Consider the following 26827-nt stretch of genomic DNA (forward strand, 5'->3'; position numbering starts at 1 on the left):
CCCAGCGTCAAGACAAACAAAACAAACGGCCGCTCCGTTTGGGAGCAGCCGTTGAGTAGGTTGAGTTCGGTTAGCGCTACTGCTATTTGAAGTAGCGGAAGTCGTGGTTGTCTTCGATGCGCAAGAGTGTTTCGTAGATGAGTTTGGTAACATTCTCTACGTCGTCTTTATGCACAGTTTCAACAGTAGTGTGCATATACTTAAGCGGCAGCGAAATCAGCGCGGAGGCAACACCTGCACCTGAGTAAGCAAATGCATCGGTATCAGTACCGGTAGCGCGAGTGGCAGCAGCCCGTTGAAATGGAATTTCAGCTTCCTGTGCTGCGCGCAAAATCAAGTCACGCAGGTTATTTTGAACTGCAGGGCCATAGGTTATCACCGGTCCTTTACCGCAGAACAAGTCTCCTGCCGTTTTCTTCTCATACATCGGCGACTGAGTGTCATGGGTCACGTCTGTGATGATAGCCACATCGGGTTGAATGCGGTGCGCTACCATTTCAGCGCCACGTAAACCAATTTCTTCCTGCACAGCATTCACAATGTAGAGGCCGTAGGGCAACTGGTTGCCGTTCTCTTTCAACATGCGCGCTACTTCCGCAATCATGAAGCCACCCACGCGGTTGTCGAGTGCTCGGCCCACATAGAATTTGTCGTTGAGCACCATGAACTCGTCTTCGAACGTGACGACTGAGCCAACATGAATGCCCATTTCCTCGACTTCCTCCTTACTTGAAGCGCCGCAGTCCAGAAACACCGTTTCGATTGTTGGTGCCTTATCCTGGTCTACCTTACGAACGTGAATAGCAGGCCAACCAAATACCGCCTTCACAATGCCTTTGGCGGTATGGATGTTTACCCGCTTGCTGGGCGCTACCAGTGGATCGGATCCTCCGTTTTTGCGCAGATAGATAAAGCCTGATTCGGTAATGAAGTTGACGAAGTAGCTGATTTCGTCGGCGTGCGCCTCAATCACCACCTTATACTTAGCTTCTGGATTGATGACGCCCACTACCGTACCGTAGGTGTCAACGAAATATTCGTCGATGTACGGTTTGATGTAATCCAGCCAAATTTTTTGTCCCTCTTTCTCGAAACCAGTAGGCGAGGGGTTATTTAGATATTTCTGTAAAAAGTCAAAGCTTTCCTGTCGCATGAAAAAGTAAAATCAAGAGTAAAAAGTTGTCGCTCCTCTGCATAGCCTAATCGACAAGAAGATGGTAAAGAGCGCCAAAAACAACATTGGATAGTGTATGAAGTCTAAGATGAACAAGAAGGAAAAGCTTGTTAGTAGCCACACGAAGGACAGCGAAAACAAGCTTTCCCCTACCCATTTAGCTAACCCTTCCTTGTTTCGCACCATTTTTTCGTCGTAGCCAGCTAGTAGATGAACACGGCCACAGCATTTAATTAAATAGCCGAGCAAGCTGAACAACAAGCTGATACCGACAAAAATGCCAAAGCCGATAAAAGCATCATAGTTCATATACCTACAATGGAATGTTTCCGTGCTTCTTACGTGGCATAGTATCTACTTTGTTTTCCAGCATCTTAAATGCCCGGATGAGCTTCTGCCGAGTTTCTGAAGGCAAAATCACTTCATCCACGAAGCCGCGGTGGGCAGCCCGATAAGGCGTGGCAAATTTCTGTTGGTACTCGTCTACCTTTTCTTGAAGCTTAGCTTCGGGGTCAGACGCTGCGGCTATTTCGCGCTTGAAGATGATTTCCGCTGCGCCCTTGGCACCCATCACCGCAATTTCAGCGGTTGGCCAAGCATAGTTCATATCGGCTCCGATGTGCTTGCTGTTCATCACGTCGTAGGCGCCGCCATAGGCTTTGCGCGTGATGACAGTGATGCGCGGGACAGTAGCCTCACAGAAAGCATAAAGCAGCTTGGCGCCATTGGTGATGATGCCGCGCCACTCTTGGTCGGTACCAGGCAAGAAGCCAGGTACATCTTCCAGCACCAGCAGTGGAATGTTGAAAGAGTCACAGAACCGCACAAACCGAGCAGCTTTAGTGCTAGCATTAATGTCGAGTACGCCGGCCAGCACAGCGGGTTGGTTGCCTACAATGCCAATGCTACGACCCCCAAGGCGAGCAAAACCTACCACAATGTTTTCGGCGAAATTCTGGTGAACTTCTAAGAAAGAATCGGCATCGATGATGCCCTCAATTACTTCCCGAATGTCGTAGGGTTGGTTGGGGTTTTCAGGAATGATGCTGTCGAGGACCGGACGAGTCTCGTTACCCGCTTCGTAAGGCAAAGTGGGTGCCGTTTCCTCACAGTTTTGCGGCATGTAACTCAACAACTGCTTGACGTGGTTGATGCAGACTACTTCGTTGGCGCAAGAGAAATGAGTTACGCCGCTTTTCGTGGAATGAGTGCTAGCCCCGCCTAGTTCTTCGCTGGTTACGTTTTCATGCGTTACTGTCTTCACCACGTTTGGCCCCGTCACGAACATATAGCTCGTGTCTTCTACCATCAAAATAAAGTCTGTAATGGCCGGCGAGTATACTGCACCGCCCGCGCACGGTCCCATAATGGCCGATAACTGAGGCACCACACCCGAAGCCAGTGTGTTTTTATAGAAGATGTCAGCATAACCGCCGAGGCTTACAACACCTTCCTGAATTCGGGCGCCGCCTGAGTCGTTGAGACCGATGACAGGTGCCCCGTTCTTCATAGCGAGGTCCATGATCTTCACGATTTTCTCGGCGTGTGTTTCGCTTAGAGAGCCGCCAAAAACTGTGAAATCCTGCGAGAAAACATACACCAACCGCCCATTTACGGTACCGTAGCCGGTTACTACCCCGTCGCCGAGGTAATACTCTTTATCTAGGCCAAAGTCTTTGGAACGGTGCATGACGAACTTACCGATTTCCTCGAATGAACCTTCATCAAGCAGCAAATCTATACGCTCCCGCGCTGTCAGTTTGCCTTTCTTGTGTTGGGCATCAATGCGAGCTTGGCCGCCGCCGAGCAGGGCTTCCTGGTTTTTGCGTTCGAGAACCTCAAGTTTGCTCAAATGGGCTTCCGCCTGCGGATCAGACATGGAGTGGGAATTCGAATTAGAGAAATGTAGATTAGGTCAGTAAATCAAAGGTAATGTAGCGACATAGAAAAGCCGCACCAGAATTCGGGGCGGCTTTTCTATGTGAGTATAGTTTAATGTAAACAAAAACGGCCGGCTCCTATACAGGAACCGGCCGCTTCTATTCTATGCTATTCGCTTACTTCTTGGAATCAACGTCGTCGCTTGGCTCTGGCTTTTCAGCTGGCCGCTCGTCGCTGGCAAGGTTCTGCGGTTCGTCGCTCTTGCTCACCACAAACGTTAACTCTTCACCACCTTCCGTAAAGTCGGCTGTGATAACATCGCCTTGAACAAGTTCTGCTTTCAGGATTTCCTCAGCAATCGGATCTTCGATGTACTTCTGGATAGCCCGGTTCAGCGGACGAGCACCGAACTTAGGATCATAACCTTTCTCAGCTACAAAGTCCTTGGCAGCCTCAGTCAGCTCTACACGGTAGCCCAACAGTTGGATGCGGCTCAGCAGCTTCGACAGCGAGATGTCGATGATGCGGTGGATGTCTTTCTTCTCGAGCGAGTTGAAGACAATCACGTCGTCCAAACGATTGAGGAACTCGGGCGAGAACGTCTTACGCAGAGCGTTGGTGATGGTGCTTTTCGTTAACTCATCCAGATTCTCTTGCCGGGCCTTCGTGCCGAAGCCGATACCCGCACCGAAGTCCTGCAAGTCGCGGGCACCGATGTTAGAGGTCATGATGATGATGGTGTTACGAAAGTCTACCTTACGGCCAAGGCCATCAGTTAGGATACCATCGTCGAGCACTTGCAACAGCAAGTTATAGACGTCGGGGTGAGCCTTTTCAATCTCGTCGAGAAGGATAACCGAATACGGCTTGCGGCGGATTTTTTCCGTCAGCTGACCGCCTTCTTCATAACCCACGTAGCCGGGAGGTGCGCCCACCAGGCGCGAGATGCTAAATTTCTCCATGTACTCCGACATGTCGATCCGAACAAGCGAATCTTCTTTGTCGAAGAGGTATGTAGCCAACACCTTGGCTAACTCCGTCTTACCGACACCAGTTGGGCCGAGGAATACGAACGAGCCGATTGGCTTCTTAGGGTCTTTCAAGCCTACGCGGGTGCGCTGGATGGCTTTCACCAACTGCTTGATAGCCTTGTCTTGGCCGATAACCTTGCCTTGCAGCTCTTCGCCCATGTTCAAAAGCTTAGCGCTTTCGTTCTGCGCGACACGGCTAACCGGAATGCCGGTCATCATGGCAATAACCTCGGCTACGTTTTCTTCCTTAACGGTGTAGCGCTTTTTCTTGGTTTCCTCTTCCCAATCCTTCTTGGCTTGGTCGAGTTGCTCCAATAGCTTCTTCTCATTGTCGCGGAGCTTGGCAGCTTCCTCGTACTTCTGAGATTTCACCACGCGGTTCTTTTCAGTCTTGATATTCTCGATGCTCTCTTCAAGCTTCAAGATATCCTCGGGAACCACGATGTTGTTGATGTGCACGCGGGCACCCGCTTCGTCCAGGATGTCGATGGCCTTGTCTGGCAAGAAACGGTCAGACATATAACGATCTGACAGTTTCACGCACGATTCAATCGCCTTATCAGTGTACACCACATGGTGGTGGTCCTGATACTTGTCCTTGATATTGTGCAGGATTTCGATGGTTTCCTCAGGCGTGGTAGGATCTACCATTACCATCTGGAAACGACGGGCCAAGGCACCATCTTTCTCGATGTACTGACGGTACTCATCAAGCGTGGTAGCACCGATGCATTGAATTTCGCCGCGGGCCAAAGCCGGCTTGAACATGTTGGAAGCATCCAGCGAGCCTGAAGCTCCGCCAGCACCTACAATCGTGTGCAGCTCGTCAATGAACAGAATCACGTCGGGCGACTTCTCCAGCTCGTTCATCACGGCCTTCATACGCTCCTCGAACTGACCACGGTACTTGGTACCTGCCACCAACGAGGCCAAATCCAGCGTAACAACGCGCTTACCAAACAGCACACGCGATACTTTCTTCTGGATAATGCGCAAGGCTAGACCTTCGGCAATTGCCGTTTTACCAACACCAGGCTCACCGATCAAAATCGGGTTGTTCTTTTTGCGGCGGCTCAAAATCTGAGCTACGCGCTCAATTTCTTTCTCACGACCTACAATCGGGTCGAGTTTGTCGTCTTCAGCCAGTTTCGTGAGGTCACGGCCAAAGTTGTCGAGTACAGGAGTACGCGACTTTTCAGTGCCTTTCTTAGGGGTGGCACCAGCACCGGCACCGCCGCGGCCTGCACCACCGCCAAAGAGGCGGTCGTTGTCGTCGTCATCGGCCTCAGGGCCGTTGGTGGGGTTGTTCGCCGTATTACCGTGGTAGTCCAGCGAATCGCGCACGGATTCGTAGTTCACGTTAAATTTGCTAAGAATTTGAGACGAAATATTGTCTTCGTCGCGCAAGATTGACAACAGCAAATGCTCGGTGCCAATGATTTCGCTCTTGAAGATTTTAGCTTCGAGGTAGGTGATTTTGAGGACTTTCTCGGTTTGCTTTGTCAGCGGGATAGAGCCAGTAATGCTCGTGCCCTGCGTGGCCGTATTGCGAGTAGCTTGCTCAAGGGCGTACTTCAGCTCGTCTACGGATACACCCAACTTCTTGAGCAAACCGATAGCCGTGCCTTCCCCTTCGCGAATCATGCCCAACAATAAGTGTTCGGTACCGATATAATCGTGCCCGAGCCGGATGGCCTCTTCCCGGCTCAGAGAGATGACCTCTTTGACTCGATTTGAGAATTTAGCTTCCATGCAGATAAGGTAGTGAAGAAAAACGGAACCCCGCAAGCGCAATTAGAGCGTTTTCCGGCGGGTTGGGCCGTAGTAATCTGAAAACAGATATAAACGGGCGATGGTTCGGGCGGCAGGTATACTACACGAGAAAACTGCCGGCAGCCGGGCCCTGCATAAACAACAGGTCTAGGATGCTCAGTCCCGATACAAAATCTTTACCAAAGGTCTGGGTGTACAATTGTACCGACTTCCTGTCAGGTTCAGATGCCACTAGCGACTTAGGTGTCAGTGAATCACGACAGTCCTTTACTTCATTGGCTACTTGATCAACAGAGTAAGAGGGGCATGTCGTTGCCGGATAAGTTGAAAAATATTCGGTGGTAAACTCCACAGGAGTCCGCAGCCGGAGGCAGCGCAGGTAGAAGCGCAGGAAAGCAAGATTCAGATCAAAAAGGCGTTGGTGCTTTTGTACGTAGATATCGTGTAGATAGTCGGCGTAGTATTCGAAATACGGTGTGCCGCCATAGGCAGTTTGTATGGTTCGCCAATGTTGGTGCACCCAATTTTGCCGGTAGTCAACTTCTATATCCGTGATCTTTACTTTCTCGCTGCGGTTACCATCCACGACGGGAACAATGAGTGGTTTAACACCCTGAGCTGTTAGGATGAGACAACGGTTGCGGTACGTTTGTTTGTGGTAGTGTTCTTGTGTTTCCAGCCTTAGTGCTTCAGCCCCAATAATTTCAGTGAAAAATGGGAGCGGCGGGTGGTATTGAGATTCAAAAAGTACGATAGGCATTGGAAACATGCAAGAAGAAAAAACAACATGTTGTTGAGGCTGCAAAGTAGCTTGTGTTCCTATGCAGAGGTTATTAGTGAGGTATAAACTCGTAGTATTCGAGCTCCAGAAAACGAAAGGTTAAAGAGATTTAACCATATGAATAAAATTATGGCTCCCGCCAATAATTCACATTCAAGCCGATGTCACCTTACCTTTGCCAGTCAATCTGACACAATGCGCGCGCTCTACTTTCTGTTTTTGATTATGCTGCCACTCGCCAGTTCGGCGCTGGCTGCTCAACCTCAGCTGCTGCTGGATGTAGCTCGGTTCCGCAATACCGATACCAGCGTAAAGGGCAACGTAGTGGAACTGTATGCTACCGTGCCTACCCAATGGCTGACATACATGCGCCGCGCACCAAAGATGTATCAAGCCGCTGCCGTATTGACATTAGAAATTATCCGGCCTGATGGGCAAGCTGCCTATCAGGAAACTATCACGCTCAAGCCACCGGTGCTGAGCGATACCACCGCTGCCATCAAAAACCCGCTCAGTTTCCAGAAGCGCCTAGTACTGCCCGATGGCACCTACAGCATTCGCGGGCTAGTGCGAGACCAATACCGTTCGGGCCAGCAAGCATTGCTGGAATTACCGTTGGTGTTGGCCTCTAGCGATACTAAACCAGCACTGAGTGATATTGTGTTACTCGCCAAGCCAGCCGCCAAAGGCACAGAAGCAAGTAACTTCAGCCGCGGTGGGTATAGCTTGACGCGTACTCCGGGGGGCTTGTACACCCGCGGAGCCGACAAGCTTTGGTTCTATACGGAACTCTATAATGTTGCTCCTGACCAAGAACTGCAGCTCCGCTACCGCTTGCGCCGGGCTGGTAGTAAGACGGATGCTTTCACGCTGCCAGGTACTACTCGCGGCGTATCGGGCCGACCTACACCTATTACCACCGAGCTAGATTTAAGTAAGCTGCCCGCTGGTGACTATACACTAACTGTAGAAGTTCGCACTCCCAAGCTACTGCTAGCTTCCCAAACTGCTGCCGTGCATCGAATAGTAACCGACTATGCTCCAAGTGGTGCAGGCCCTGCCCGATGAGTAAGTCTGTTTCTAAACCTTATACTTGGTACTACCGCCCACTTGGCTGGTTGCTGCGTGGGCTGGCACACTTGCCGCTTACAGTGCTCTATGGGCTAGCTGATTTCATCTATTTCCTGCTGGCTTATGTAGTACGGTACCGTCAGCAGGTCGTGCTTACTAATCTGCGCAACTCATTTCCAGAAAAGTCAGAAGTTGAAATTCAGCGAGTACAGCGCTTGTTTTATCGCAATTTTGCGCAAGTCATAGTGGAAACGCTGAAGCTGGCGGCAATGTCTGAAGCTGAGTTAAAGCGGCGCGTTACGTTCAGTAATCCAGAAGTGCTGGAGCGGCATTTTGCGCAAGGACGCACTGTGTTGGGCTTGTCGTCGCACGCTGGCAATTGGGAGTGGGTGCTTACCTCAGGAGCCCTCTGGCTGTCAGCTCACGTTGATGGCGTGTATAAGCCCTTAATGAATCCTTTCTTCGAGAGTTTCATGCGGCAGCTACGCACCGGTACGGGCGCTGGCCTGATACCCATGCGCGACACTTTGCGCGACTTGATTCAGCGCCGGGGTGAAACGCGGGTAGTAAGCCTGCTTTCCGACCAAGCGGCTGGGCCCGAGGATCGTCCTTATTGGACCACATTTATGAACCAAGAAGCTGGCTTTTATACCAGCGCTGAGCGCTTGGCTAGTCGTTTTAACTGTCCTGTTGTGTACGTAGGTATTCACCGTTTACATCGCGGCCGATACGAAATTGTTCTTGCGGACCTCTACGACGGTGATTCTCCTTTACCTACCGACAGCTTTCCTATAACCGAATCGTTTGTACGGCATCTGGAGGCTGATATTCGGTCTTTTCCTGCCGATTATCTCTGGAGCCACAGGAGATGGAAGCATAAAAGAGTTAGGAGCTAGTAGCAACTAGAATACTTCTAGTTGCTACTAGGTCCTAACTCTAATCCAAGCTCTTAAAGATACTGCTCGATGTCGCCGGCGCCCTGGCGAACTAATTCGAAGTCGTCGTTGGTGCAGTCAATGATAGTGCTAGGGATGTTGCCGCCGAAGCCACCATCGATTACCAAGTCCACGAGCAGACGGTACTTCTCGTAAATCAGGTCGGGGTCGGTTACGTATTCTTCTAGGGTGTTTTCGTCTTCTCGAACCGAGGTGCTGATGATAGGGTTGCCTAGCTCTTTTACCAGCTGAACGATAATCGTGTTGTCGGGTACCCGAATGCCGACGGTTTTGCGCTTGTTACCGCCTTGGCGTGGAGCCTTAGCACTGGCTTCGAAAATGAAGGTGAAAGGACCCGGGAGGGCTTTCTTAAGTACCTTATACGTGGGTGTGGTAATGCCGTGCGCGTAGTCGGAAATGTGAGAAAGGTCGGAGCAGATAAAGCTCAAATTGGCTTTATCAGGGTTAAGACCCTTAATGCGGCAAAGCCGATCTACTGCTTTGGCATTGTGTATATCGCAGCCGATACCATAAACTGTATCCGTGGGGTAGATAATGATGCCGCCTTTGCGTAGCACTTCTACAACTTGTTGGATACGATTCTGAGGTGGATTATCGGGGTGAATGCGGAGCAGCGTAGCGGGCATGGTGAAACAGGGGAGTGGCAGGGTGAAACAAACGGCCCGGCGGCCGGAGCGGGGCAAGGTAGCCGATGTGGCAGACTTCTGCCTACAGTCTTCGTGTAAAATTGCTGTCAGGTTACCTGCCTTTAAAGCTCAACCTACAAAAAAGCCTCTGCCATAAGGCAGAGGCTTTCCAGTTGAACCAGAAATAAATTAACGCTTAACCACCTTGTGAACCGAGCTTTCGGTACCATCATTAACGGTGATGGTGTAGCTGCCTGCAGGTAGACTGCGTACGTCAAATGTGCCATCTGCAGCAGTGGTGCCACTCAATAACTCGCGGCCAGTTAGATCAGCAACTGTGACAGAGGCTTTGACTCCTTTGCCGCTTGTATGAATGTGGAGCGCGTCGGTAGTTGGATTTGGGAATACACTCACAGTGCTGTTCTTCTCAGCATTGCGGGTGGCCAAAGGGGTGGTGCCAGTCGAAATGGCGAAGTTGTCGACAGCTATTAGGGCGTCAGAATTCAGATTGTCGGTGTCTTTCCAACGAATCCACATCGTAGTATTTGCGGGCCAGTTCAACGTGATAGAGCCATTGATTGCTGCGCTGTTGGCAGCCAGATTACCGTCAATAGCCGCTGCTGCGGTAGTAGTAGTAGCCCGTTCGTTTAGGTCTAGCGTTGTTACAGCCGTCCAAGTACCGGTACTTAGGCTAGTGGCATTGAGGCTGTATTCAAAGGCTACTATTTCGTTAACAGCATTATTGCTTCCTGAACGCCACTGCTCAGTGCGGGCTGCAATATTAACTCGCGTTATGGCTGCACCAGTCTGGTTGGAAAATACTGCCCCAAAAGCAGGCTCTGTACTCGCAGAAGCCAAGCTACCTATGGCACGGTCCGTGGCAGCGGTTGACCCTACATTATAGATTGCTCCCGTGTTAGAACTACCATCTGAAACAACAGGATTTAAAGCTTCCAACGCGGTACCCGTACCTGTAAGGCGCAGACCTGTCCAACCAGTAGGATATGTGGTACCCGTGGCACCTAGCCCATCGAAGTTCTGATTATAGACAGTGGCGGCGCTGCTAATGCTGATAGGAGTAAGAGCTTGCGCGAAAGCGGTTAGACTAAATCCTAAACCTAGCGTGAGAGTGAATAAGCTGCGTAGTTTGAAATTTGGACTGTAGTTGTGAGGCATAAGTAAAAGAAAAAGCGTTGATAAATAGAACCTGTACTTTTGGCGCCTTAAAGCTACCGATAAACCACTGTCCAGCCTACGTCAGAAAGCTGCGTATGGCACTAGTATTCTGTTTTTTCCTTGCTCATGGCTAAAACCCGCATCGACTACAAAGCCAAGGCCTCCCGCCGCCGCAACCTTTACTCTTATACAGTAGGCATTGTTGGCTTGCTGCTCATCACATTCTCCTACTACTTCTACCAGGTTTTCTTCACTGCTAACGTCGAGACAAAGGGCCGCCCTACGTACGTGGTGGTACGGCGCGGACAGTCGGCTAAATCAGTACTCGACTCGATTGACGCGTCGGGGGTAATTGTCGACAAGCTGTCCTTACACTTCGTGGCGCGTTTGATGAAGTACGACCAACTAGTGCGGCCCGGCCGCTACGAGTTGAAAGATGGCTATACTAACCGCCAACTCATCAACGACCTGCGTACTGGCCGCAACCGGCTGCCGGTGCTGCTCACCTTCCAGAACATCCGCTTGCGCGAAGACCTAGCCCGCAAACTGGCCACTACCATTGATGCCCGTCCAGGCCAGTTCGACAGCCTGCTCAATAGCCCTAGCTATACCAAAAGCCTGGGCTTCGATACCACAAGCATCCTCACTATGTTCATTCCGAACACGTACGAGTTGCCCTGGAACGCGTCGGCCAACAACCTCATGCAACGCATGAAGAAAGAGTACGAGCGGTTCTGGACGCCTGAGCGCGACGCCAAACGCGAAAAACTGAATCTCACTCGCGCCCAGGTAAGCACGCTGGCCAGCATAGTAGAAGCCGAGCAGCAACAGCATGCCGACGAGCGGCCCCGCGTGGCGGGTGTGTACCTCAATCGTCTCAAGCGCGGTATGAAGTTGCAAGCCGACCCGACGGTGGTGTACGCCAACAACGATTTCACGATTAAACGGGTACTTAACGTACACTTGGCCAAAGATTCGCCCTACAACACGTATATGTACGGTGGCCTGCCGCCCGGCCCCATCAACCTGCCTAGCATTGCGAGTATTGATGCCGTTCTCAATCCCGAAAACCATGATTACCTGTACTTCTGCGCCAAAGAAGATTTCAGCGGCTACCACGCCTTTGCCCGTAACGAGCAAGAGCATCTGGTCAACGCTCGCCGTTACCAAGCAGCGTTGAGTCGCGCTGGAATTATGAAGTAAACGCAGCTGCTACCAGCTCCACCGGTATATCAATTGGCAATCAACCATGTACCAATCCGACACCAAAATTCGAGTCCGCTACGCCGAAACCGACCAAATGGGCTACGTGTACCACGGCAACTATGCGGCTTTCTTTGAAGTGTGCCGTACCGAAGCTTTTCGCCAGTTAGGCATTAGCTACAAAGACCTTGAAGCCAGTGGCGTGGGGATGCCAGTAGGAGAAATCCGGACCCGTTTCCGCCGGCCCGCTCGCTACGACGACTTGCTTACGGTGCGCCTGTTGTTGCGTCAGCCCGCTGAAGGTTCGCGGGTGATGTTTGAATATGAAATCTATAACGAGGCAAACGAGTTGTTAACGGAAGGCCACACGCTGATGGTATTCGTAAGCACGAGCAATGGGCGGCCTGTTCCGATTCCAGAGCAAATCAAGGCGAAGCTTGCCCCGTATTTCACGGATGATGAACTAACTAGTCCGCTAACACCTCCACAAAGCCCCGTAGATGCGCCCGCGCCCGCCGCGTTTTTAAAAAGTAAATAAGTGTGGAATGGCTGCTTGTGAGCCATTTCAACGAGCAGCCATTCCACAATTAACACTCATCCCATGCACCTGCCAGTTCGTCGGTACCATTTGCCGGACTTGCGCCGTCGGCGTAGCTACCGGCAATTTATTGTGTGGTTGAAGCGCCTGCGTATTGCTGGTGGCAAAGCATCGGTGTATGACGTGGTGGACCGTATGATTCAGGAACTGAAGCTGGATAGTGTAGAAAAGCGGGCTGGCTACATGGCCTTTAACTTCACTGTAGCCCTATTCCCGACGATCATCTTTCTGTTCACGCTGATTCCCTATTTGCCTATCCCCAACCTCAACGTTGATATTCTTCAGTTCCTGGCTGACTTGATTCCGGGGGAGATGTACAAAGTGGTATCGGGTACCATCGAGGACATCGTGAATATTCCGCACGGGGGCTGCTCTCTTTCGGTTTTGCTACTGCCTTGGTTCTAAGTAGCAACGGCATCATGGCGCTACTCGACGCCTTCGAGAAGAAGTATCCGTCTTTCAAGAAGCGAACTTATGTGCGCAAGCGCGTAATTGCAACGCTGCTTACAGTAGTACTTTCAGCAGTATTGCTGGTGTCGGTGGCAGGTATTTTCTTCGGTACTTACATTATTGATGCACTAGTGTTCGAGGAAATAGTGCCCGAGCAGTACACCAGCGAATTAATCACAGTTATCAAATACGGTTCAGTAGTTGGGCTGTTTTTGCTCACCACCTGTTTGGTGTATTACTATGTGCCGCCAGTGCACGACAAATGGCCATTTTTTTCGGCAGGTGCGGTGGTAGCTACGTTGCTTATTTTCTTGGTGTCGTTTCTGTTTATTCTCTACGTCAAGATTTTCGATTCCTACAACCACTTCTACGGCTCTATCGGAGCTCTTGTAGGCTTCATGGTATGGCTGGATTTTGTGTGCATGACCATTATTGTCGGCTTTGAAGTAAATGTGAGTATTGACGCCGTAACCGGGCGCCTGCGTCAAGAACCTAACGGCCTGCGACTACTAGACCGACTGCGCGGCAAAGAAAAAATAGCAAAAGTTAGAGCCTGATACTCAGTGGTAACGGCGCTGGTAAAGAGCAAAACGCCAATCGGGCTGGAAAAATATGCGGTTAAAAGTTGTGACGAGTGCAGGACGCTGCTACTTTTGTCGTCCCAAATTGACCGATTTGGATTAACAGAGAGGTGGCAGAGTGGTCGAATGCGACGGATTCGAAATCCGTTATACCTGCAAGGGTATCGGGGGTTCGAATCCCCCCTCTCTACTTTTTATAGTGAACATTTGCTGGATTGTGGTCTAACAGTCGTTCTGAAGTGTTAGATTTGTCGGACACTAAGTGACAAGTGTCAATTGACCCAGAGAGCTGGCAGAGTGGTCGATTGCGGCGGTCTTGAAAACCGTTGAGGGTTAAACCTCCGGGGGTTCGAATCCCTCGCTCTCTACAAAAAGCCCCGTTTTCATCTCGAAAACGGGGCTTTGTTTTTTAGCAGAAACCACAAATACGGTTGTGCCCAATACTTTGCCTCGCGCTGTGCTGTTATTGCTAGTGGACAAGCGAAGCAGGGAATGAGAGCGTTGCGAAGTTTGCTGACCCGGTTCTGTTACTTACAGGCACAACTCCTGTTGTGCTTGCGCGTACTGCACAATGCTTTTAAGGCCTCGGAATGAACCGTCAGCCTGTCAAAGTCCATTTACATCATGCTTAATTGGTTGCTTCGGAGTCTGGTGTTGGTGGTGCTGTTCCTTCCTTTTTCCGCTTCAGGCTATTCGGTGCTCACTCACCAAGCCAATATTGATTCGTCGTGGACGCGTTGCTTGCTGCCACTGCTGCAGCGACGATATCCGGGTGCTACCGAAGAACAACTCACTGAGGCAAAAGCGTACGCCTACGGAGGGTCCATTTTGCAGGATATGGGGTACTATCCCATGGGTTCTAAGTTGTTTACCAACCTGACTCATTATGTGCGCAGCGGTGATTTTGTGCATAATCTGCTTAGCGAAGCACATAGCCGCAACGAATATGCTTTTGCCTTAGGAGCCCTGGCGCATTACACTGCCGATATTATTGGCCACCCAGAGGGTACTAATAAAGCTATGCCGTCGGTGTATCCTGAACTCCAGCAAAAATTTGGCGATAATATCACGTACGAAGAGGCGCCTATTCAACACACGCAGCTGGAGTTTGCATTTGATGTGGTGCAGCTAGCAACGGGCCGCTACCGCACTGCCGAATATCAGCGCTCCATTGGGTTTCAAGTATCGAAACCCGTGCTGGAACGTGCCTTCTACAAAACCTATGGCTTGGAGCTTGGGGAGATAGTTTTCAATGTAGACTTAGCTGTCGGTTCGTTTCGGTTTGCAGTTCGCCAGCTAATCCCCATTGCAAGTCGGGCTGCCTGGCAGGCACAGAAAAAGGAAATCCGGCGTCTTAGCCCCCGAGCACGGCGGCGCGAATACGTTTTCAATCAAAGCAGGAAAGAGTATCGTAGGCTATACGGAACGGATTACGACGAGCCTGGCACCGGGGCGCGTATTCTGTCCTACTTTGTGCGGGTGCTGCCTAAGATTGGGCCACTACGGCCGTTTGCTTTCAAGCTGCCCACTCCCGAAGCGCAAACCTTATTTAAGGCAAGTTTTCAGAATGTGATGGGGCATTATTGCCAATTGGTGGAAGCAGAACCGCAAGACACCATGAGTGTTGCGCAGCGGAATTTGCCTAATACAGACTTTGATACAGGGCGCCCCACCAAAGTAGGAGAATACGATCTGACTGACGAAGCCTACGGCGAGTGGTTGCGCCAATTGTCCGGCAACAAATTTGCAGGTCTCACGGCCCCAGTTCAGCAGAATATCCTGGCCTTTTTTGGACCTACTCCTAAGGCGCCGGTTGACAAAGATGAAAAAGAAGAGAAAACCAGAGCCAAGACAATGGAAGCCCTAAAGCAGCTGCGGACTCTTAAAGTCGCGCCGTGACGTGTTCTGTTGCCGTCTCGTCTGACTTCAAGTTCCCGAGGCAAAATGCAGAAATTGCTTTCGATTGACTTGTGTCTGTATAAAGAAAAAAGCCCGCCAGAATATCTGACGGGCTTTTTTTGTTCGAGAGCTAAGTGTTTTACTGACAACAAGCATCAGGTGAAGCTCTTTAGAGTTGTGGTGCTTACTTGTAGGCGCGGCAGCTAGAGTGGTGCAGGCAGAGCGGGAACCGATTTACCGTTTTCAGTGGCATGCGGGGTAGCAGCCGGAAAACCGGGGTAATGGCAACGGCTTCGAATGAGGCGAAAGCCGAGCTTACTACCAACGATAGAGCGAGCAACAGCCGACAAATACAAGTAACCATGGTGCAATAGGTATGTAGATAGAGCAGATACTCTTACCGGCCTGCCACTAGCGAACCGGTGAAGAAGTACTCAAAACTACAGCACCATGAGCGGGCAATGAGGGCTATTCGTTGAGCTTAAACAATACCGCTATCAAACTCGTCAGTATCACGACGAAGCAGTTTATAAAGCTTACGAAGAAGTAGCTCCTGTCGTATTGAATGGTGTCTTGAGTGGCTACACAGGCAATGGCCTAATTACTTGCAAATGAAGTTACCGTAACCACGATTTATCTCATTCCAAAGCAGCAATAGCTGTTAGAAGAGCTATTTTCTTCGTTCTATATCTCTTCAGTGGCAACCGAAAAGGGTGAAAATTCCGTTACTACCTTATGCGTATATTCAAAAACATAGATTCTCTCGATGAAAGTGTCTGCGAATTGTCTCTTGACGAGGATGAACAATGGCTGCGTGCCACTTGGGTAGGCTATATTGATTCGCAGGAGGCTTACAACGGAGCCGTGGATTTCTTGGATTCCATGAACACGTTTCACTGTCCGTATTTACTCAATGACAACAGTGGCCTGCGGGGCCCTTGGTTTGATTCAGTGGAATGGTTGCGTACCACATGGGCCCCGCAGGCTGCACGCTTGGGTTTGCGCTATATAGCCCATGTGGCTCAACCACAGGATCTAGCAAGCCAAGTTGCCGTACTAGAAACGGAATCCTTTGGCGGGGATGTGCAAATTCAAATTTTCGACCGGGTGTCTGAAGCTGAAGAGTGGTTGCGCGAGCAGCAACACAAAGCAAGACTGTAACTTACCCCAAACGGTGGAACCGTTTGGTTGCTACGAGCGGTGCTTGCAGTTGATTATTGGGTTTGTACCAAACCACTGCTTAGGCGGCGCAGCACAATCTCGGCTTGCTTAGCCTGATACCGAATATCAAGCAAGCGCACTTCTGCATCGAGTTGGGTGCGTTGCGCTTCGCGTAAAACAATGGGCGTAAGCAGCCCCAGCCGGTAACGTTCCAAGGCAATAGCCACGTTTTCGCGGGCCAGCAGGATGTTGGTTTCTTCTAGCTCTAGTAGTTGCAAGCGATTTTGATACTGAGCAAAGGCTTGCTCGGCTTCAGCTTCTAATTGCAGCTGGGTTTGGTTGAGCAGCAAGTTGCTCTGCTCTTCAGCAATGCGGGCATTCTGCTCTAAACGGCTACGATTGAAGCCGTCGAAAATGGGAACTGATGCTACCACACCGTAATTGGGACCAAAGACACGGTTGGTGTTGGACCCCAACACGCTACCGTTGGCAGTATTGATGAGGAATGCATTGTTGATGTTACGAGTAACCCCGTAGCCGCCGGTTAAGCCTAGTTGCGGAAAGCGGCTTGCCCGCACCAGTCGACGGTCGTACGTGGCAACTTGAGTGTTGAGCTTGGCTTGTTGCAAGCGGGGGTTAGCCTGGAGCAGTGCTTGGTTTACTCCCTCACGCGTCAGGTCACGAGCAACCACAATAGAATCGGCGGGGCTGAAGTCGATGCGCGGGGCTCGGCCAAGCAGGGCGTTGAGGTTTACTTTTGCGCGCTGAAGCAATTCCTGTTGTTGGATCAGGATGGAGCGGTCGGCATTGTAGTCTACGCGTGCTGTAAGAACTTCTACTTTTGCACTAGCGCCTACATCCACGCGCGCTTGGGTGAGGTCGATGCGGGCTTGTCCGATCTTAAGTGCTTCTTCAATAGAGCCGATTTTACCAAACTCCCGCACCACTGCATAGTACGCGTCGGTGATGTTGGTAACGGTTTCTTCGATGGTAGCCCGGGTAAGCTGCCGTTGGCTTTGGTCGAGTGCTTTAAGTCGGTCGTAGGCAATAAACATTCCCAACCCATCGAAGATGGTCCAGGTGCCAGTTACGTTGGCATTGAGGGCATTGGCCTTGCCACCGTTAATAACTACCGGCTCCGATTGCTCTCTTACCTGCCGGGTGTTATTGACATTGAAGGTGCGGGTAAAATTGCCGTTTGCTACCGGCAGCTGACCGGCGTTGCCGCGCGTCACGTTGTTTTCCGCAATTCGCTCGTCCTGCCGCGACACCCGAATGTCGTAGTTGTTCTCCAAGCCAATCCTAATAGCTTCGGCTAAAGTAAGCGGCGCGGCGGCAGCTACGGTTTCTGGCTTTTCGGTTTGTGGTTTCGGTTTCGACCGAGGCTCTTGTGCTGGCCGAGCTGGTTGGGTTGGCTGCTGGGCGAGGGCCGCAAAAGGAAAGAGCAGCATTGCCGCACCCAAACAACGAAAACGATAGAATTGAAACTGCATTCGGGAAACTGTGCTAAAACTAAAAGCGAGTCCGCTGCTCCGTTGAGAAGGGGAGGGGCGGCCTCGAAACGAAACCTGAGTACAAGTAAATTATCAGTGAGCTTGTATTACCGTCGTACAGCACCAAGGGTACAGCAAGACGCGTAATCTCAAGCAACAAATAAGCCCCTACTTCCTGACTGATTCAAGAACTAAGGGCTTATGTACTTACGCTGCTACTTTCTTGGTCTTCACTTTAGCGCTGTGCTTCTTGGCCGTAGCGAAGTACGAGTACATCACCGGCACTACGTACAGCGTTAGTCCAGTAGCAAAAAACAAACCGCCCACTACACCAATACCCATGGCCCGGCGGCTAAGTGCACCTGCACCCGTGGCAATTGCAATAGGTAGAATACCGAGAATAGCGCAAAGGCTAGTCATCAAGATAGGACGGAAGCGCGCGGTAGCTCCTTCAATCAACCCGGTCATGTAGTCTTTGCCCTGCTCAACTTGCTGGTTGGCAAATTCCACGATAAGAATACCGTTTTTGGTCACCAGCCCAATCAGCATGATGATGCCAATCTGCGAAAACAGGTTTAGGGTTTGGTTGAAATACCACAAGCTTAGCAACGCACCCGACAATGCCAGTGGCACCGTCACCATGATCACCACCGGGTCTCGGAAGCTTTCGAACTGTGCCGCTAGCACTAGATAAATCAGCACCAACGCCAAACCAAAAGCGAAAATGAGCGACGATGAGCTTTCTTGAAAGTCGCGGGAGGCACCAGCCAATTCCGTAGTAAAGGTTTCATCGAGTTGCTTGTCGGCAATGGCTTGCATGGCGGCTATACCATCGCCAAGCGACTTGCCAGGGGCCAACGAAGCCGAAAAAGTAGCCGAGTTGTAGCGGTTGAAGCGGTAGAGCTGTGGTGGCGTGCTGCTTTCGGTCAAGCGAATAACGTTGTCGAGCTGCACGAGCTGGCCATCCGCGCTTTTCACCGAAAGGAGCCGCACGTCGAGTGGTTGGTTGCGGTCTTCGCGTGCCACCTGCCCGATAATCTGGTACTGCTTGCTGTCTTTGATGAAATAGCCGTAGCGCTGGCCGCTCAGTCCCGATTGCAGCGTCTGGCTGATGCTCTGCACCGAAACCCCGAGGCTCTGCGCCTTTTCTCGGTCGATGGTAACGCGCAACTCAGGCTTGTTGAACTTCAAGTCCACGTCGGCAAACTGGAAGGTAGGATCTTGGCGGGCGGCCTCCAGAAACTTAGGTACAGCGGCGCGCAGCTTCTCGAAGTCCTGAGTCTGTACAACGAATTGCACGGGCAACCCGCCGCCGCCGTTACCAATACTTTGGTCTTGCGATACTGAAGTACGAGCGGCCGTTAGGCGCTTCACACCCGCCGAAAGCTTAGTGGCAATCTGGTCCTGTGTGAAAGGACGCTTATCGGCATCGAGCAACAACAGGCGGGCCCGGCCCGAGTTGGAACCACCGCCAAAGCCTGGCGACGTCACGGCATATACGCTGCTCAAGCTACCATCGTCCGTCGAGTCCACGGCCATCTTGCTGAGCTGATCCATGTAGGAGTCCATGAATTCAAATGAGGCGCCTTCGGGGCCCGTAGCGTTCAGGTTTATACGGCTTCGGTCTTCCACGGGGGCTAGCTCCGATGGAATTGTCTGCATGAAATACCAAGTGCCTACACCGGTACCTACTACCACCAACCACGCTAGCCACCGGTTGCGCAAGAAGGTTTGCAGACTGTCCTGATAGCCACTAATCAGCCGCTCGAAAAAAGGCTCCGTTTTGCGATAAAACCAGTTGTGCTTTTCTTGGCGCTTAAGCAGCACCGAGCACATCATGGGCGTGAGGGTAAGCGACACGAAAGCCGAAATCAGTACCGAGCCGGCCACCACAATACCAAACTCGCGGAACAAACGGCCCGTGATACCTGACAAGAATACCACGGGAAGGAATACAGCAGCCAGTACCACCGTGGTACTCACTACAGCCAGCAGAATCTCTTCAGAACCCTTGATGGCCGCCGTTTTGGGGTCTTCGCCGTCCTCAATGCGCGAATAGATGTTCTCCAACACCACGATGGCATCGTCCACTACAAGGCCAATGGCCAACACGATGGCGAGGAGCGTGAGCACATTGATGGAGAAGTTGAGCAGGTACATCACAAAGAAGATACCCACCAACGACACCGGAATGGCCACTACCGGAATCAGCGTGGAACGCCAGTCGCGCAAAAACAGGAAGATGATGACCACTACCAGCACGAACGCCTCGACGATGGTATGTTCTACCTCCCCAATAGACTGCCGGATAAACACAGAGTTGTCGAAGCCAGACTTCAGTACCAAGTCCTTTGGCAAATCCTTGCCGTATAGGTCAATACGCTTGTTCCACTCGTCGGCAATATCAATCTGGTTGGAACCAGGCTGCGGAATGACGGCAATGCCCACCATGGGTACCCCATTCACCTTAAAAATCGTTTGGTCATTTTCGGGGTATAACTCCGCGTACCCAACGTCCGTCAAGCGTACTAGCGAGGACGCATCTTTGCGGATAATAAGGTTGTTGAAATCCTCAACCGTGGTCAAGCGGCCCATGGTCCGTAGCGTGAGCTGCGTGGCTTGGCCTTGTACGGCACCGCTCGGCAGCTCCACATTTTCGCGGGTGAGAGCAGCCTGCACATCTACGGGACTCACCCCTAGCGCCGACAGCTTGACGGGATCCAGCCAAAGCCGCATTGAATATCTCCGCTCGCCAAATACCCGTACTTCTGATACACCCGGAATAGTTTGGAGACGTTCTTTGAGCGTGTTATTGGCATAGTCGGTTAGCTCCAGCAGGTTGCGCTTGTTGCTGCTGAGGTAGGTCATCACAATGGGCTGCGAGTCGGCGTTGGCCTTGCTCACAACAGGCGGATCGATGTCGCGCGGCAAGCGACCTTGAGCCCCCGATACCTTGTCGCGCACGTCGTTGGCAGCAGTTTCCAAGTCGGCGTCCAAGTCGAACTCCACCGTAATCTGCGTCCGACCGTCACGCGAATTGGACGTCAGGTTCTTGATACCAGCAATACCGTTCAGAGCCTCTTCTAACGGTTCCGTTACTTGACCCTGCATAACGTCGGCCGAGGCGCCAGTGTAGCTAGCCGATACTGAGATAATAGGCGGGTCAACGCTCGGGTACTCCCGAATACTGAGATACCGAAACCCGATAACGCCAAATATCACGATGACGAGGCTCATCACGATGGCGAGGACCGGGCGGTTGATGCTGGTTGATGATAAACTCATATAAGATTCACGCAGTGTTTATCAATGGGAAACGCAATGTTTTGCCGTGTCGTTCACAATGGATTGTATTAGAAACCATTGCTTTCCGATGTTGCGGGGTACTGCGTGAACTTGTTATTTGGTTGCACGTACCGCGTCACCTGGCTTCACCTGGAGAATACCAGTGCGGATGACACTATCACCCACGGACAAGCCGTCGGTGATTTGAATAACTTTATCGGAACGGATGCCAATCTTCACTTTCTTCGGCACCATCTTACCGTCCTGTACAGTATATACGCTATAGCCGCTAGCTTCCGGAATCACCGATTCAGTAGGTACCTGCAAGGCGTCCGTCGATTCGCCGAGTTTCAAATTGACGCGCACAAAGGCGCCAGGCCGCAACTCGTTTTTGGTGTTGGCATAGCGGGCACGCACGGGTTGGGTGCGGCTTACAGGGTCAATCTGCGGGTCGAGGGCATAGACTTTGGCTTCGTACTGCTTGTTGGTGCTTTCGTCGGTTACGCTTACCAAGTCGCCTACTCGTACGTTGTTGGCAAAACGACCCGGCACGGCAAAGTCAATTTTAACAGGCCGTACGCGTGATAAGGTTGTTATTTCGGCACCGGGGCTCACGTAAGTGCCTACCGTAGCGGTAGTCAATCCAAGCACTCCATCAAAAGGAGCCTTCACATATGCTTTATCGAGTGTTGCGCGTAGCGCTTGTAAATCCGACTGCGCAGTAAGCAGCTGATTGTTCGCTTGCTCGTATTCCTGAGCACTGATGTATTCTTTGTCGAGTAGCGTGCGCTGACGCCGCTCCTGGTCCCGAAACAGCTTGATGTTGTATTCCTGCTTGCGAATAGCGGCTTGAGCTTCGTCGGCATTGATGCTAAACAGCAGCTGGCCTTTGCGTACTGGCTGGCCTTCTCTGATATGAAGACTGGTAATCTTGCCAGAAAGCTCACTTTTGATAACTACTGATTCGTCGGCCAATACCGAACCGGTAGCAGCAACTTCGTCGGAAAGGTTGGTGGGTTGCACTACGTACACTTGCACCGCCAAGCGTTGAGCACCACCTCGGCCCCCGCCACCGCCCGGACCGGCCGCGCCGGGGCCGCCTTTACCACCGCCGGCTCCTTTGCCAGTGGTGGAAGGGAAGTACTTTATTTTCACAAAAACCAGCCCCGCCAGTAACGCTAGCGCCAGAACTATCCACAACACCCGGTGGCTTTTTCCGGCGGGCTCCTGCATTACCTCTATTTCTTCTTGTTCCTTGGTTTGCATACTCTAAGAAGGTTCTGACCTGAAGCGCTTTACTGTATAGATACCGCTAACGCTTCACAACGCGAATGGCTGGTTTTAAGTTGACTCGGAATGAATAGTACTAAACAAACACGGCGGTAAGACACCAAAATCGTCCGCAGGTTGCAGCTTAGTTCAAGCCATTGAAAAACCCGGTCTGCTATGCAGCAGACCGGGTTCCCGAGTATGACAAGAAATAATGCTTCGGGTTTAAAGCGCCTTCTCGTTTATATAGCTTTTCGCCAAATTATTAAGCTTGGTATCAGTGGCTTGCTCTTCGTTGAGGGTTTGGTGCAGTAAGGCTGCTGCCTCGGGCTGCCCGACGCGCTGCGCGTAATGAGCTGCCGTACCGTAACCTGCAATTTCGTAGTGCTCGACGCGCTGAGCCGAAGCAATAAGGCCAGCATCTTTTACTTCGTCGGTCGCATCCTCATGAATCATGTCGGAGCCTTCTTTCAAAATGCCTTCCATAGCTTTGCACTTATGGCCGGTTAAGCTGATGTCCAGCATTTTGCCGATCTGCTCTAAGCGAGCTACTTGGTTTTTGGTTTCCTGCAAGTGCGTCTGGAAAGCCGTTTTTAGCCCTGAGTCCTTGGCTTTGTCGGCCATCTGGGGCAGTACCTCCAGTAGTTGGTTTTCAGCGCTGTACAGGTCTTTGAGTTGTTCGTGAAACAGGTCGTCGAGAGTGGTGAGTTTATCTGAGAAAAGGGCCATGGTTGAGTAGGTGTTAAGGTGGAAATCAAGTACATCCGATACGTACTCAACCGCAAGGGCGTTGCAATTTCGTTTGACTGGCACCATCTGGTTTCCTACCTTCCGCCCCCGCTTTTCTGTGTTTCCAGCCCATGAGTTTACCTCGTAACCCCAATGAAACAAACCGTAATTTTTTTCAGGAAGTACACGAAGTGGTACGCCTGATACCGATGGGGCGGGTTTCTACCTACGGGGCCATTGCGCATTATCTGGGGGCGCGGCACGGCGCCCGCATGGTTGGCTACGCCCTTATTGCCGCAGCCCCCGCCCGCGGCCTCGACGATATTCCGGCGCAGCGTGTAGTCAACCGCAACGGATTACTCACAGGCCGTATGCACTTCGCTACGCCTACTGCCATGCAGGAAGCTCTCGAAGCCGAAGGAGTGCGCGTGGTTGATGATCAAGTAGTGGAGTTCAAGAAGTTGTTTTGGGACCCAAGCGTGGAGCTAGAGTAAGACTATACATCTCAAAGCCGTCGCATTTTCTTGGTATAAAATACTCCTTCTTTCGTTGGTGCCGCTTCTAGCACTGGCTTGTCAGCGTCGGATTTAGCTCGTAGCTCCACATAATTAACCGTTGTAAAGTTAGGAATGAAGGAATAGCTTGATTCCAAGCCTTCAATACAGAGCGTTACTTCCTTGGTTTTATTGGTCCAAGGGATCTGCAGAAAATTGTTGGCGGGTAGGTCGCCTAGCTTTTTGCCATCAAGTAGAATAGTCATAGGTTTTTTGACGCTGCCAGGTCGGCGATACACAATTACCATTGCCGTGTCGCGTCGGGCGAATTGTGCCATATAGTCGAAATCGGACACTCGTCCAGTTGCTATATCGAGCGTGTACTCCTGACGGTGACCGGTGGTAGCAGCAGCGGCAATGATTCCGCCAGCCGCGCCACCTATGAAACTAGCAGTGCTTACTGCGCCCGCATCAGCCCCAGCATGGCCCTCGAATGTAAAGTCATTGCCGGCCCGCTGAAGCGGATAATAGCGGTTACGATGCCGGATGTACAACTGTTGGCCATCGGAAAAGCCCCAAACCTTAGCAAGTTCTACGCGGGTAGCTCCGCTACCATTATAGAGCTTTATCTCTTCGGTATTCTGCCACTCAGCGTTGGTACGAGGCTGTTTTTCTACTTCAAAAGCAGTAGCCGTATCAGGCTGGTTGCGACGGAAATCGAGAAAACTACTGTAAAGGCCACGTGTCGGAACAGTAGCCGTCAGAATCGGGTAAGTGTAAACTTCGGGAGCACGGTCAGTACGGTAGCGAATCTGTTCTGCAGTAACGGAGGGAGCGTTGCTTAAGCGCTGATCCCACGACAATGTGTTCAAGAGTGTGACGCCTCGTTGAAGGCAGGCCGCAATATTGTCATCATGAAAAGAAGTGGTCTCAATGCCGCCATGAATCTCTTCGTCAGGATGACGTAGTAGTATATAGTATCGACCATCAGGTTGGAGTACCAGAAAGTCGACATCTACAATCGCCTTAGCTTTCTCGGAAGTAGCTTTGATAATTTCCCCAATGCGCAGGTCGTGGATACGCATGATAACAGGGCGGGAGCCAGGCTGAGCTGGCATCTGACTTTGCAGCCATTGAGTTAGACAGTTTGTAGCACCACCTTTCAGATTAGCTGGTACCCGCACATTGTATAAGCCGCGTTGCACCCAACCGATGGTGTTCGTATTGACGCGTAAGTCAAGTACCTCCGATATGTGAAATGTTGCGTTGGGCAGTGAGAGCTTTTGCTCCTGTAAATCAACCTGGTACACTGGGCCTTGGGCATAACTAGCGAAAGGCAGTAGCAAAAGCAGTAAGTAGTAAATCTTCATAATATGTAAAAGCACTGATGGTTGAGGATAAGATTTATCGAAATAAATACTGACTGCTAAGTAAGCGGGTAAAGCTGGTGCCGCTGAACAGAGTTTTTCAACACCCCACGATGCGCCTAGCTCACGTGAGCACCCCTAGCGCATAAGCACTATGTGAATTAATGCTGTATTACCTAGGGCCGTAATTCTGCGAGGGCTGCCTAGTTCCTCTAGCGTCGTTACGCTCACTGAGTAAGGGTGGTGCAATCTTCTCGGTCGCTGTTACGCCACAAGGCTATAGCCGTGGCGCCACGTTACTGCAGAACAAGGCGAGCTTTAACTCAGACTACATAGCATGAATAGAGAATAAAATAACCAGCCCAAGCAACTTGATATCACTCAAGTCGCTTGGGCTAATCTTCAAATCTTGTTGGAAGCTAGCAATGAGATGGATAGCGAGCTTAAAGTAACTTTTAAGTTAATAGCGTTAATAAGAGCTCACAATTTGACGGGGTTCGCTGGTGTTTGCAGCTGCCAAGATAGCGCCGCGTACTTCCTCCGGGCTGGCATTCTTGAGTAGATAGCCATGAGCTCCTTCCACTTTCAAGCTCTCGATCAGCTCGGGTTCGTCATGCATAGAAATAATAATGACGCGGATACGAGGGTACTGTGCGCGCAACAACCGTACGGTTTGTAAACCGTCGAGGTTAGGCATTTGCAAGTCCATCAATATCACTTCTGGGAGATTGCCCTGATCTAGCCGATGGAGTAGTTCTTCGCCGTCACCAGCTTCGAAGAGTACTTCCATTGCGGGGAATCCGCTAATAAGGGCACGCAGGCCCTTACGGAATAAAATGTGGTCATCGACCACGGCCAAACGAATTGTTGCAGGTGTCATAATAGGGAGCTAATGAGAGCAGGTATTTGAGAAGCAGTAATATACGGTACTGGTAAAGAAATCCAAACCTGGCTGCCGACCCCCATTTCCGACTGATAGCGGAGGGTGCCCTGCAGCACGGCTACGCGGCTACGGAGGTTGGTGAGGCCGTGGCCAGTGCGAGCTCCACTCAAGGGTTGAGTGTCAATTTTTGATGTATCGAAGCCGATGCCGTTGTCGGTATAATGCAAAGAAAGGGTGTCGGTGCCAAAATCAACTATGATGTCAATCTTGTCGGCGTGTGCGTGCTGCAAACCGTTGCCTAGTAGTTCTTGCACTACACGGTATACAATAAGCTCGTAGTGTGGATCGAGACGGCGGGGCTGGCCGCGCTGCTCTATGTTGAGATGGGTAGGCCCATCGGTAGGTACAGTGCGAGCTAGCGCATCAAGCGCGAAAGGAAGCCCAAATTTTTGTAAGGCCGCTGGCAACAGATTGCGCGAAATGCGTCGAACTTCTGTAATGGCCTGATCAAGTAGGCTGCTGGCTTCTTGCGTAAGCGAAGGATGGCCGAGTGAGCTCAGGTGCAGCTTTACAATAGCTAAAGTAGTACCCACTCCATCATGGAGGTCGGCGGCAATGCGGCGGCGTTCATCTTCCTGAGCCAACAATGCCGCCTCGAGCGCCTGTTGCTGAGCCATTTCGCGCACTTGCCGCAGTTGTTCCTGTTGGCGGAGCAGTCGCCGCTGGTAGCGAAGCACAAATGCTACGATGCCTAGAGCGAGCAGCAGTAGCACTGGCGTAGCCAGCATAACAGGAATCAGCCAATTATTCATCTAAGCAATAAAGCAATACAAAGAGCAATAGTGTGAAGTAATTGCAGCCAGTGCAAATAAACTGAACTACAACAGGTTTACCACAGAAACAGATAATGAAACGATAAATAGCCTTAAGAAGATGAAAATTGAAG

24 protein-coding genes and 2 tRNA genes are annotated in these 26827 nt (G+C 51.2%); 11 read left to right on the top strand and 15 right to left on the bottom strand.

The genetic code is table 11. The features are described 5' to 3' along the window. Positions 1-82: 82 nt before the first annotated feature. The 5 genes from MUN86_RS05380 to MUN86_RS05395 form a co-directional block, all read right to left on the bottom strand. Entirely contained in the window at positions 83-1153 is a 1071-nt protein-coding gene (locus MUN86_RS05380; protein WP_245122662.1) for a M42 family metallopeptidase, read from the bottom strand. A 12-nt stretch (positions 1154-1165) separates the two neighbouring features. Further along, positions 1166-1483 (bottom strand): DUF3784 domain-containing protein, encoded by a 318-nt coding sequence (locus MUN86_RS32265; RefSeq protein WP_375379470.1) that lies wholly within the window; start codon positions 1481-1483, stop codon positions 1166-1168. A 4-nt stretch (positions 1484-1487) separates the two neighbouring features. Further along, positions 1488-3053, bottom strand: a complete 1566-nt coding sequence (locus MUN86_RS05385) for an acyl-CoA carboxylase subunit beta (protein ID WP_245122665.1) — start codon at positions 3051-3053, stop codon at positions 1488-1490. Positions 3054-3231: 178 nt separating this feature from the next. Further along, the gene (locus tag MUN86_RS05390; RefSeq protein WP_245122668.1) at positions 3232-5838 is read right to left on the bottom strand and encodes an ATP-dependent Clp protease ATP-binding subunit; all 2607 of its coding nucleotides are present in this window, start codon (positions 5836-5838) and stop codon (positions 3232-3234) included. Positions 5839-5959: 121 nt separating this feature from the next. After that, positions 5960-6619 (bottom strand): WbqC family protein, encoded by a 660-nt coding sequence (locus tag MUN86_RS05395; RefSeq protein WP_245122671.1) that lies wholly within the window; start codon positions 6617-6619, stop codon positions 5960-5962. A gap of 216 nt (positions 6620-6835) precedes the next feature. On the opposite strand from MUN86_RS05395, the gene MUN86_RS05400 reads away from it, so the two are divergent. Together MUN86_RS05400 and MUN86_RS05405 are read left to right on the top strand one after the other, a co-directional pair. Then, positions 6836-7708 carry a hypothetical protein gene (locus MUN86_RS05400; RefSeq protein WP_245122674.1) on the top strand — a complete coding sequence of 291 codons (873 nt, stop codon included), beginning with the start codon at positions 6836-6838 and terminating at the stop codon, positions 7706-7708. Continuing rightward, positions 7705-8607 (top strand): lysophospholipid acyltransferase family protein, encoded by a 903-nt coding sequence (locus tag MUN86_RS05405; protein ID WP_245122677.1) that lies wholly within the window; start codon positions 7705-7707, stop codon positions 8605-8607. Before MUN86_RS05400 ends, MUN86_RS05405 begins: the two co-directional genes overlap by 4 nt. Positions 8608-8660: 53 nt before the next feature. Here MUN86_RS05405 and MUN86_RS05410 read toward each other — a convergent pair whose 3' ends face one another. Then, a complete protein-coding gene (locus tag MUN86_RS05410; protein WP_245122680.1) occupies positions 8661-9293 on the bottom strand; it encodes an L-threonylcarbamoyladenylate synthase in 633 nt (210 codons plus the stop codon). A 189-nt stretch (positions 9294-9482) separates the two neighbouring features. After that, on the bottom strand, positions 9483-10469 hold the full coding sequence (locus tag MUN86_RS05415) for a T9SS type A sorting domain-containing protein (protein ID WP_245122683.1): 987 nt from the start codon (positions 10467-10469) through the stop codon (positions 9483-9485). Between the two features lie 126 nt (positions 10470-10595). Here MUN86_RS05415 and mltG point away from each other — a divergent pair, with 126 nt between their 5' ends. The 7 genes from mltG to MUN86_RS05445 all read left to right on the top strand — a co-directional run bounded on the left by mltG (position 10596) and on the right by MUN86_RS05445 (position 15200). Continuing rightward, the gene (gene mltG, locus MUN86_RS05420; RefSeq protein WP_245122685.1) at positions 10596-11672 is read left to right on the top strand and encodes an endolytic transglycosylase MltG; all 1077 of its coding nucleotides are present in this window, start codon (positions 10596-10598) and stop codon (positions 11670-11672) included. 46 nt (positions 11673-11718) lie between these two features. Continuing rightward, complete coding sequence (locus tag MUN86_RS05425; protein ID WP_245122687.1) at positions 11719-12210, top strand: acyl-CoA thioesterase; 492 nt, start codon at positions 11719-11721, stop codon at positions 12208-12210. Between the two features lie 63 nt (positions 12211-12273). Continuing rightward, positions 12274-12675 (top strand): YhjD/YihY/BrkB family envelope integrity protein, encoded by a 402-nt coding sequence (locus MUN86_RS31110; protein ID WP_280640603.1) that lies wholly within the window; start codon positions 12274-12276, stop codon positions 12673-12675. Further along, positions 12666-13277, top strand: a complete 612-nt coding sequence (locus tag MUN86_RS05430; protein ID WP_280640604.1) for a YihY/virulence factor BrkB family protein — start codon at positions 12666-12668, stop codon at positions 13275-13277. Before MUN86_RS31110 ends, MUN86_RS05430 begins: the two co-directional genes overlap by 10 nt. A 128-nt stretch (positions 13278-13405) precedes the next feature. Continuing rightward, a tRNA-Ser gene (locus tag MUN86_RS05435) sits at positions 13406-13491 on the top strand. A 93-nt stretch (positions 13492-13584) separates the two neighbouring features. After that, positions 13585-13669 (top strand) — tRNA-Ser (locus tag MUN86_RS05440). Positions 13670-13925: 256 nt separating this feature from the next. After that, complete coding sequence (locus tag MUN86_RS05445) at positions 13926-15200, top strand: zinc dependent phospholipase C family protein (RefSeq protein WP_245122688.1); 1275 nt, start codon at positions 13926-13928, stop codon at positions 15198-15200. Positions 15201-15384: 184 nt separating this feature from the next. Here the strand turns inward: MUN86_RS05445 and MUN86_RS05450 are convergent, their stop codons facing one another. Further along, positions 15385-15564: a hypothetical protein gene (locus MUN86_RS05450; RefSeq protein WP_245122690.1), complete on the bottom strand. Its 180-nt coding sequence runs from the start codon at positions 15562-15564 to the stop codon at positions 15385-15387. Positions 15565-15935: 371 nt separating this feature from the next. On the opposite strand from MUN86_RS05450, the gene MUN86_RS05455 reads away from it, so the two are divergent. Further along, positions 15936-16361, top strand: a complete 426-nt coding sequence (locus MUN86_RS05455) for a hypothetical protein (RefSeq protein ID WP_245122692.1) — start codon at positions 15936-15938, stop codon at positions 16359-16361. Positions 16362-16414: 53 nt separating this feature from the next. Here the strand turns inward: MUN86_RS05455 and MUN86_RS05460 are convergent, their stop codons facing one another. From MUN86_RS05460 to MUN86_RS05475, 4 genes are all read right to left on the bottom strand, one after another. Then, positions 16415-17812 carry a TolC family protein gene (locus tag MUN86_RS05460; RefSeq protein WP_245122694.1) on the bottom strand — a complete coding sequence of 466 codons (1398 nt, stop codon included), beginning with the start codon at positions 17810-17812 and terminating at the stop codon, positions 16415-16417. A 249-nt stretch (positions 17813-18061) separates the two neighbouring features. After that, positions 18062-21139 (bottom strand): efflux RND transporter permease subunit, encoded by a 3078-nt coding sequence (locus tag MUN86_RS05465; RefSeq protein ID WP_245122696.1) that lies wholly within the window; start codon positions 21137-21139, stop codon positions 18062-18064. Between the two features lie 114 nt (positions 21140-21253). Further along, a complete protein-coding gene (locus MUN86_RS05470) occupies positions 21254-22405 on the bottom strand; it encodes an efflux RND transporter periplasmic adaptor subunit (RefSeq protein WP_245122698.1) in 1152 nt (383 codons plus the stop codon). A 228-nt stretch (positions 22406-22633) separates the two neighbouring features. Next, positions 22634-23137, bottom strand: coding sequence for a YciE/YciF ferroxidase family protein (locus tag MUN86_RS05475; protein WP_245122701.1), 504 nt, complete (start codon positions 23135-23137; stop codon positions 22634-22636). Positions 23138-23268: 131 nt separating this feature from the next. Here MUN86_RS05475 and MUN86_RS05480 point away from each other — a divergent pair, with 131 nt between their 5' ends. Beyond that, positions 23269-23631 carry an MGMT family protein gene (locus tag MUN86_RS05480; RefSeq protein WP_245122704.1) on the top strand — a complete coding sequence of 121 codons (363 nt, stop codon included), beginning with the start codon at positions 23269-23271 and terminating at the stop codon, positions 23629-23631. Between the two features lie 11 nt (positions 23632-23642). Here MUN86_RS05480 and MUN86_RS05485 read toward each other — a convergent pair whose 3' ends face one another. From MUN86_RS05485 to MUN86_RS05495, 3 genes are all read right to left on the bottom strand, one after another. Further along, a complete protein-coding gene (locus MUN86_RS05485; protein ID WP_245122705.1) occupies positions 23643-25001 on the bottom strand; it encodes a DUF6563 family protein in 1359 nt (452 codons plus the stop codon). Between the two features lie 466 nt (positions 25002-25467). After that, positions 25468-25878 carry a response regulator gene (locus MUN86_RS05490; RefSeq protein ID WP_245122707.1) on the bottom strand — a complete coding sequence of 137 codons (411 nt, stop codon included), beginning with the start codon at positions 25876-25878 and terminating at the stop codon, positions 25468-25470. Beyond that, complete coding sequence (locus MUN86_RS05495; RefSeq protein ID WP_245122709.1) at positions 25875-26693, bottom strand: sensor histidine kinase; 819 nt, start codon at positions 26691-26693, stop codon at positions 25875-25877. Before MUN86_RS05495 ends, MUN86_RS05490 begins: the two co-directional genes overlap by 4 nt. Positions 26694-26827: the final 134 nt, after the last annotated feature.

Origin of the sequence: Hymenobacter volaticus, from assembly GCF_022921055.1 — a bacterium.
GTDB classification, from domain to species: Bacteria; Bacteroidota; Bacteroidia; order Cytophagales; family Hymenobacteraceae; genus Hymenobacter; species Hymenobacter volaticus.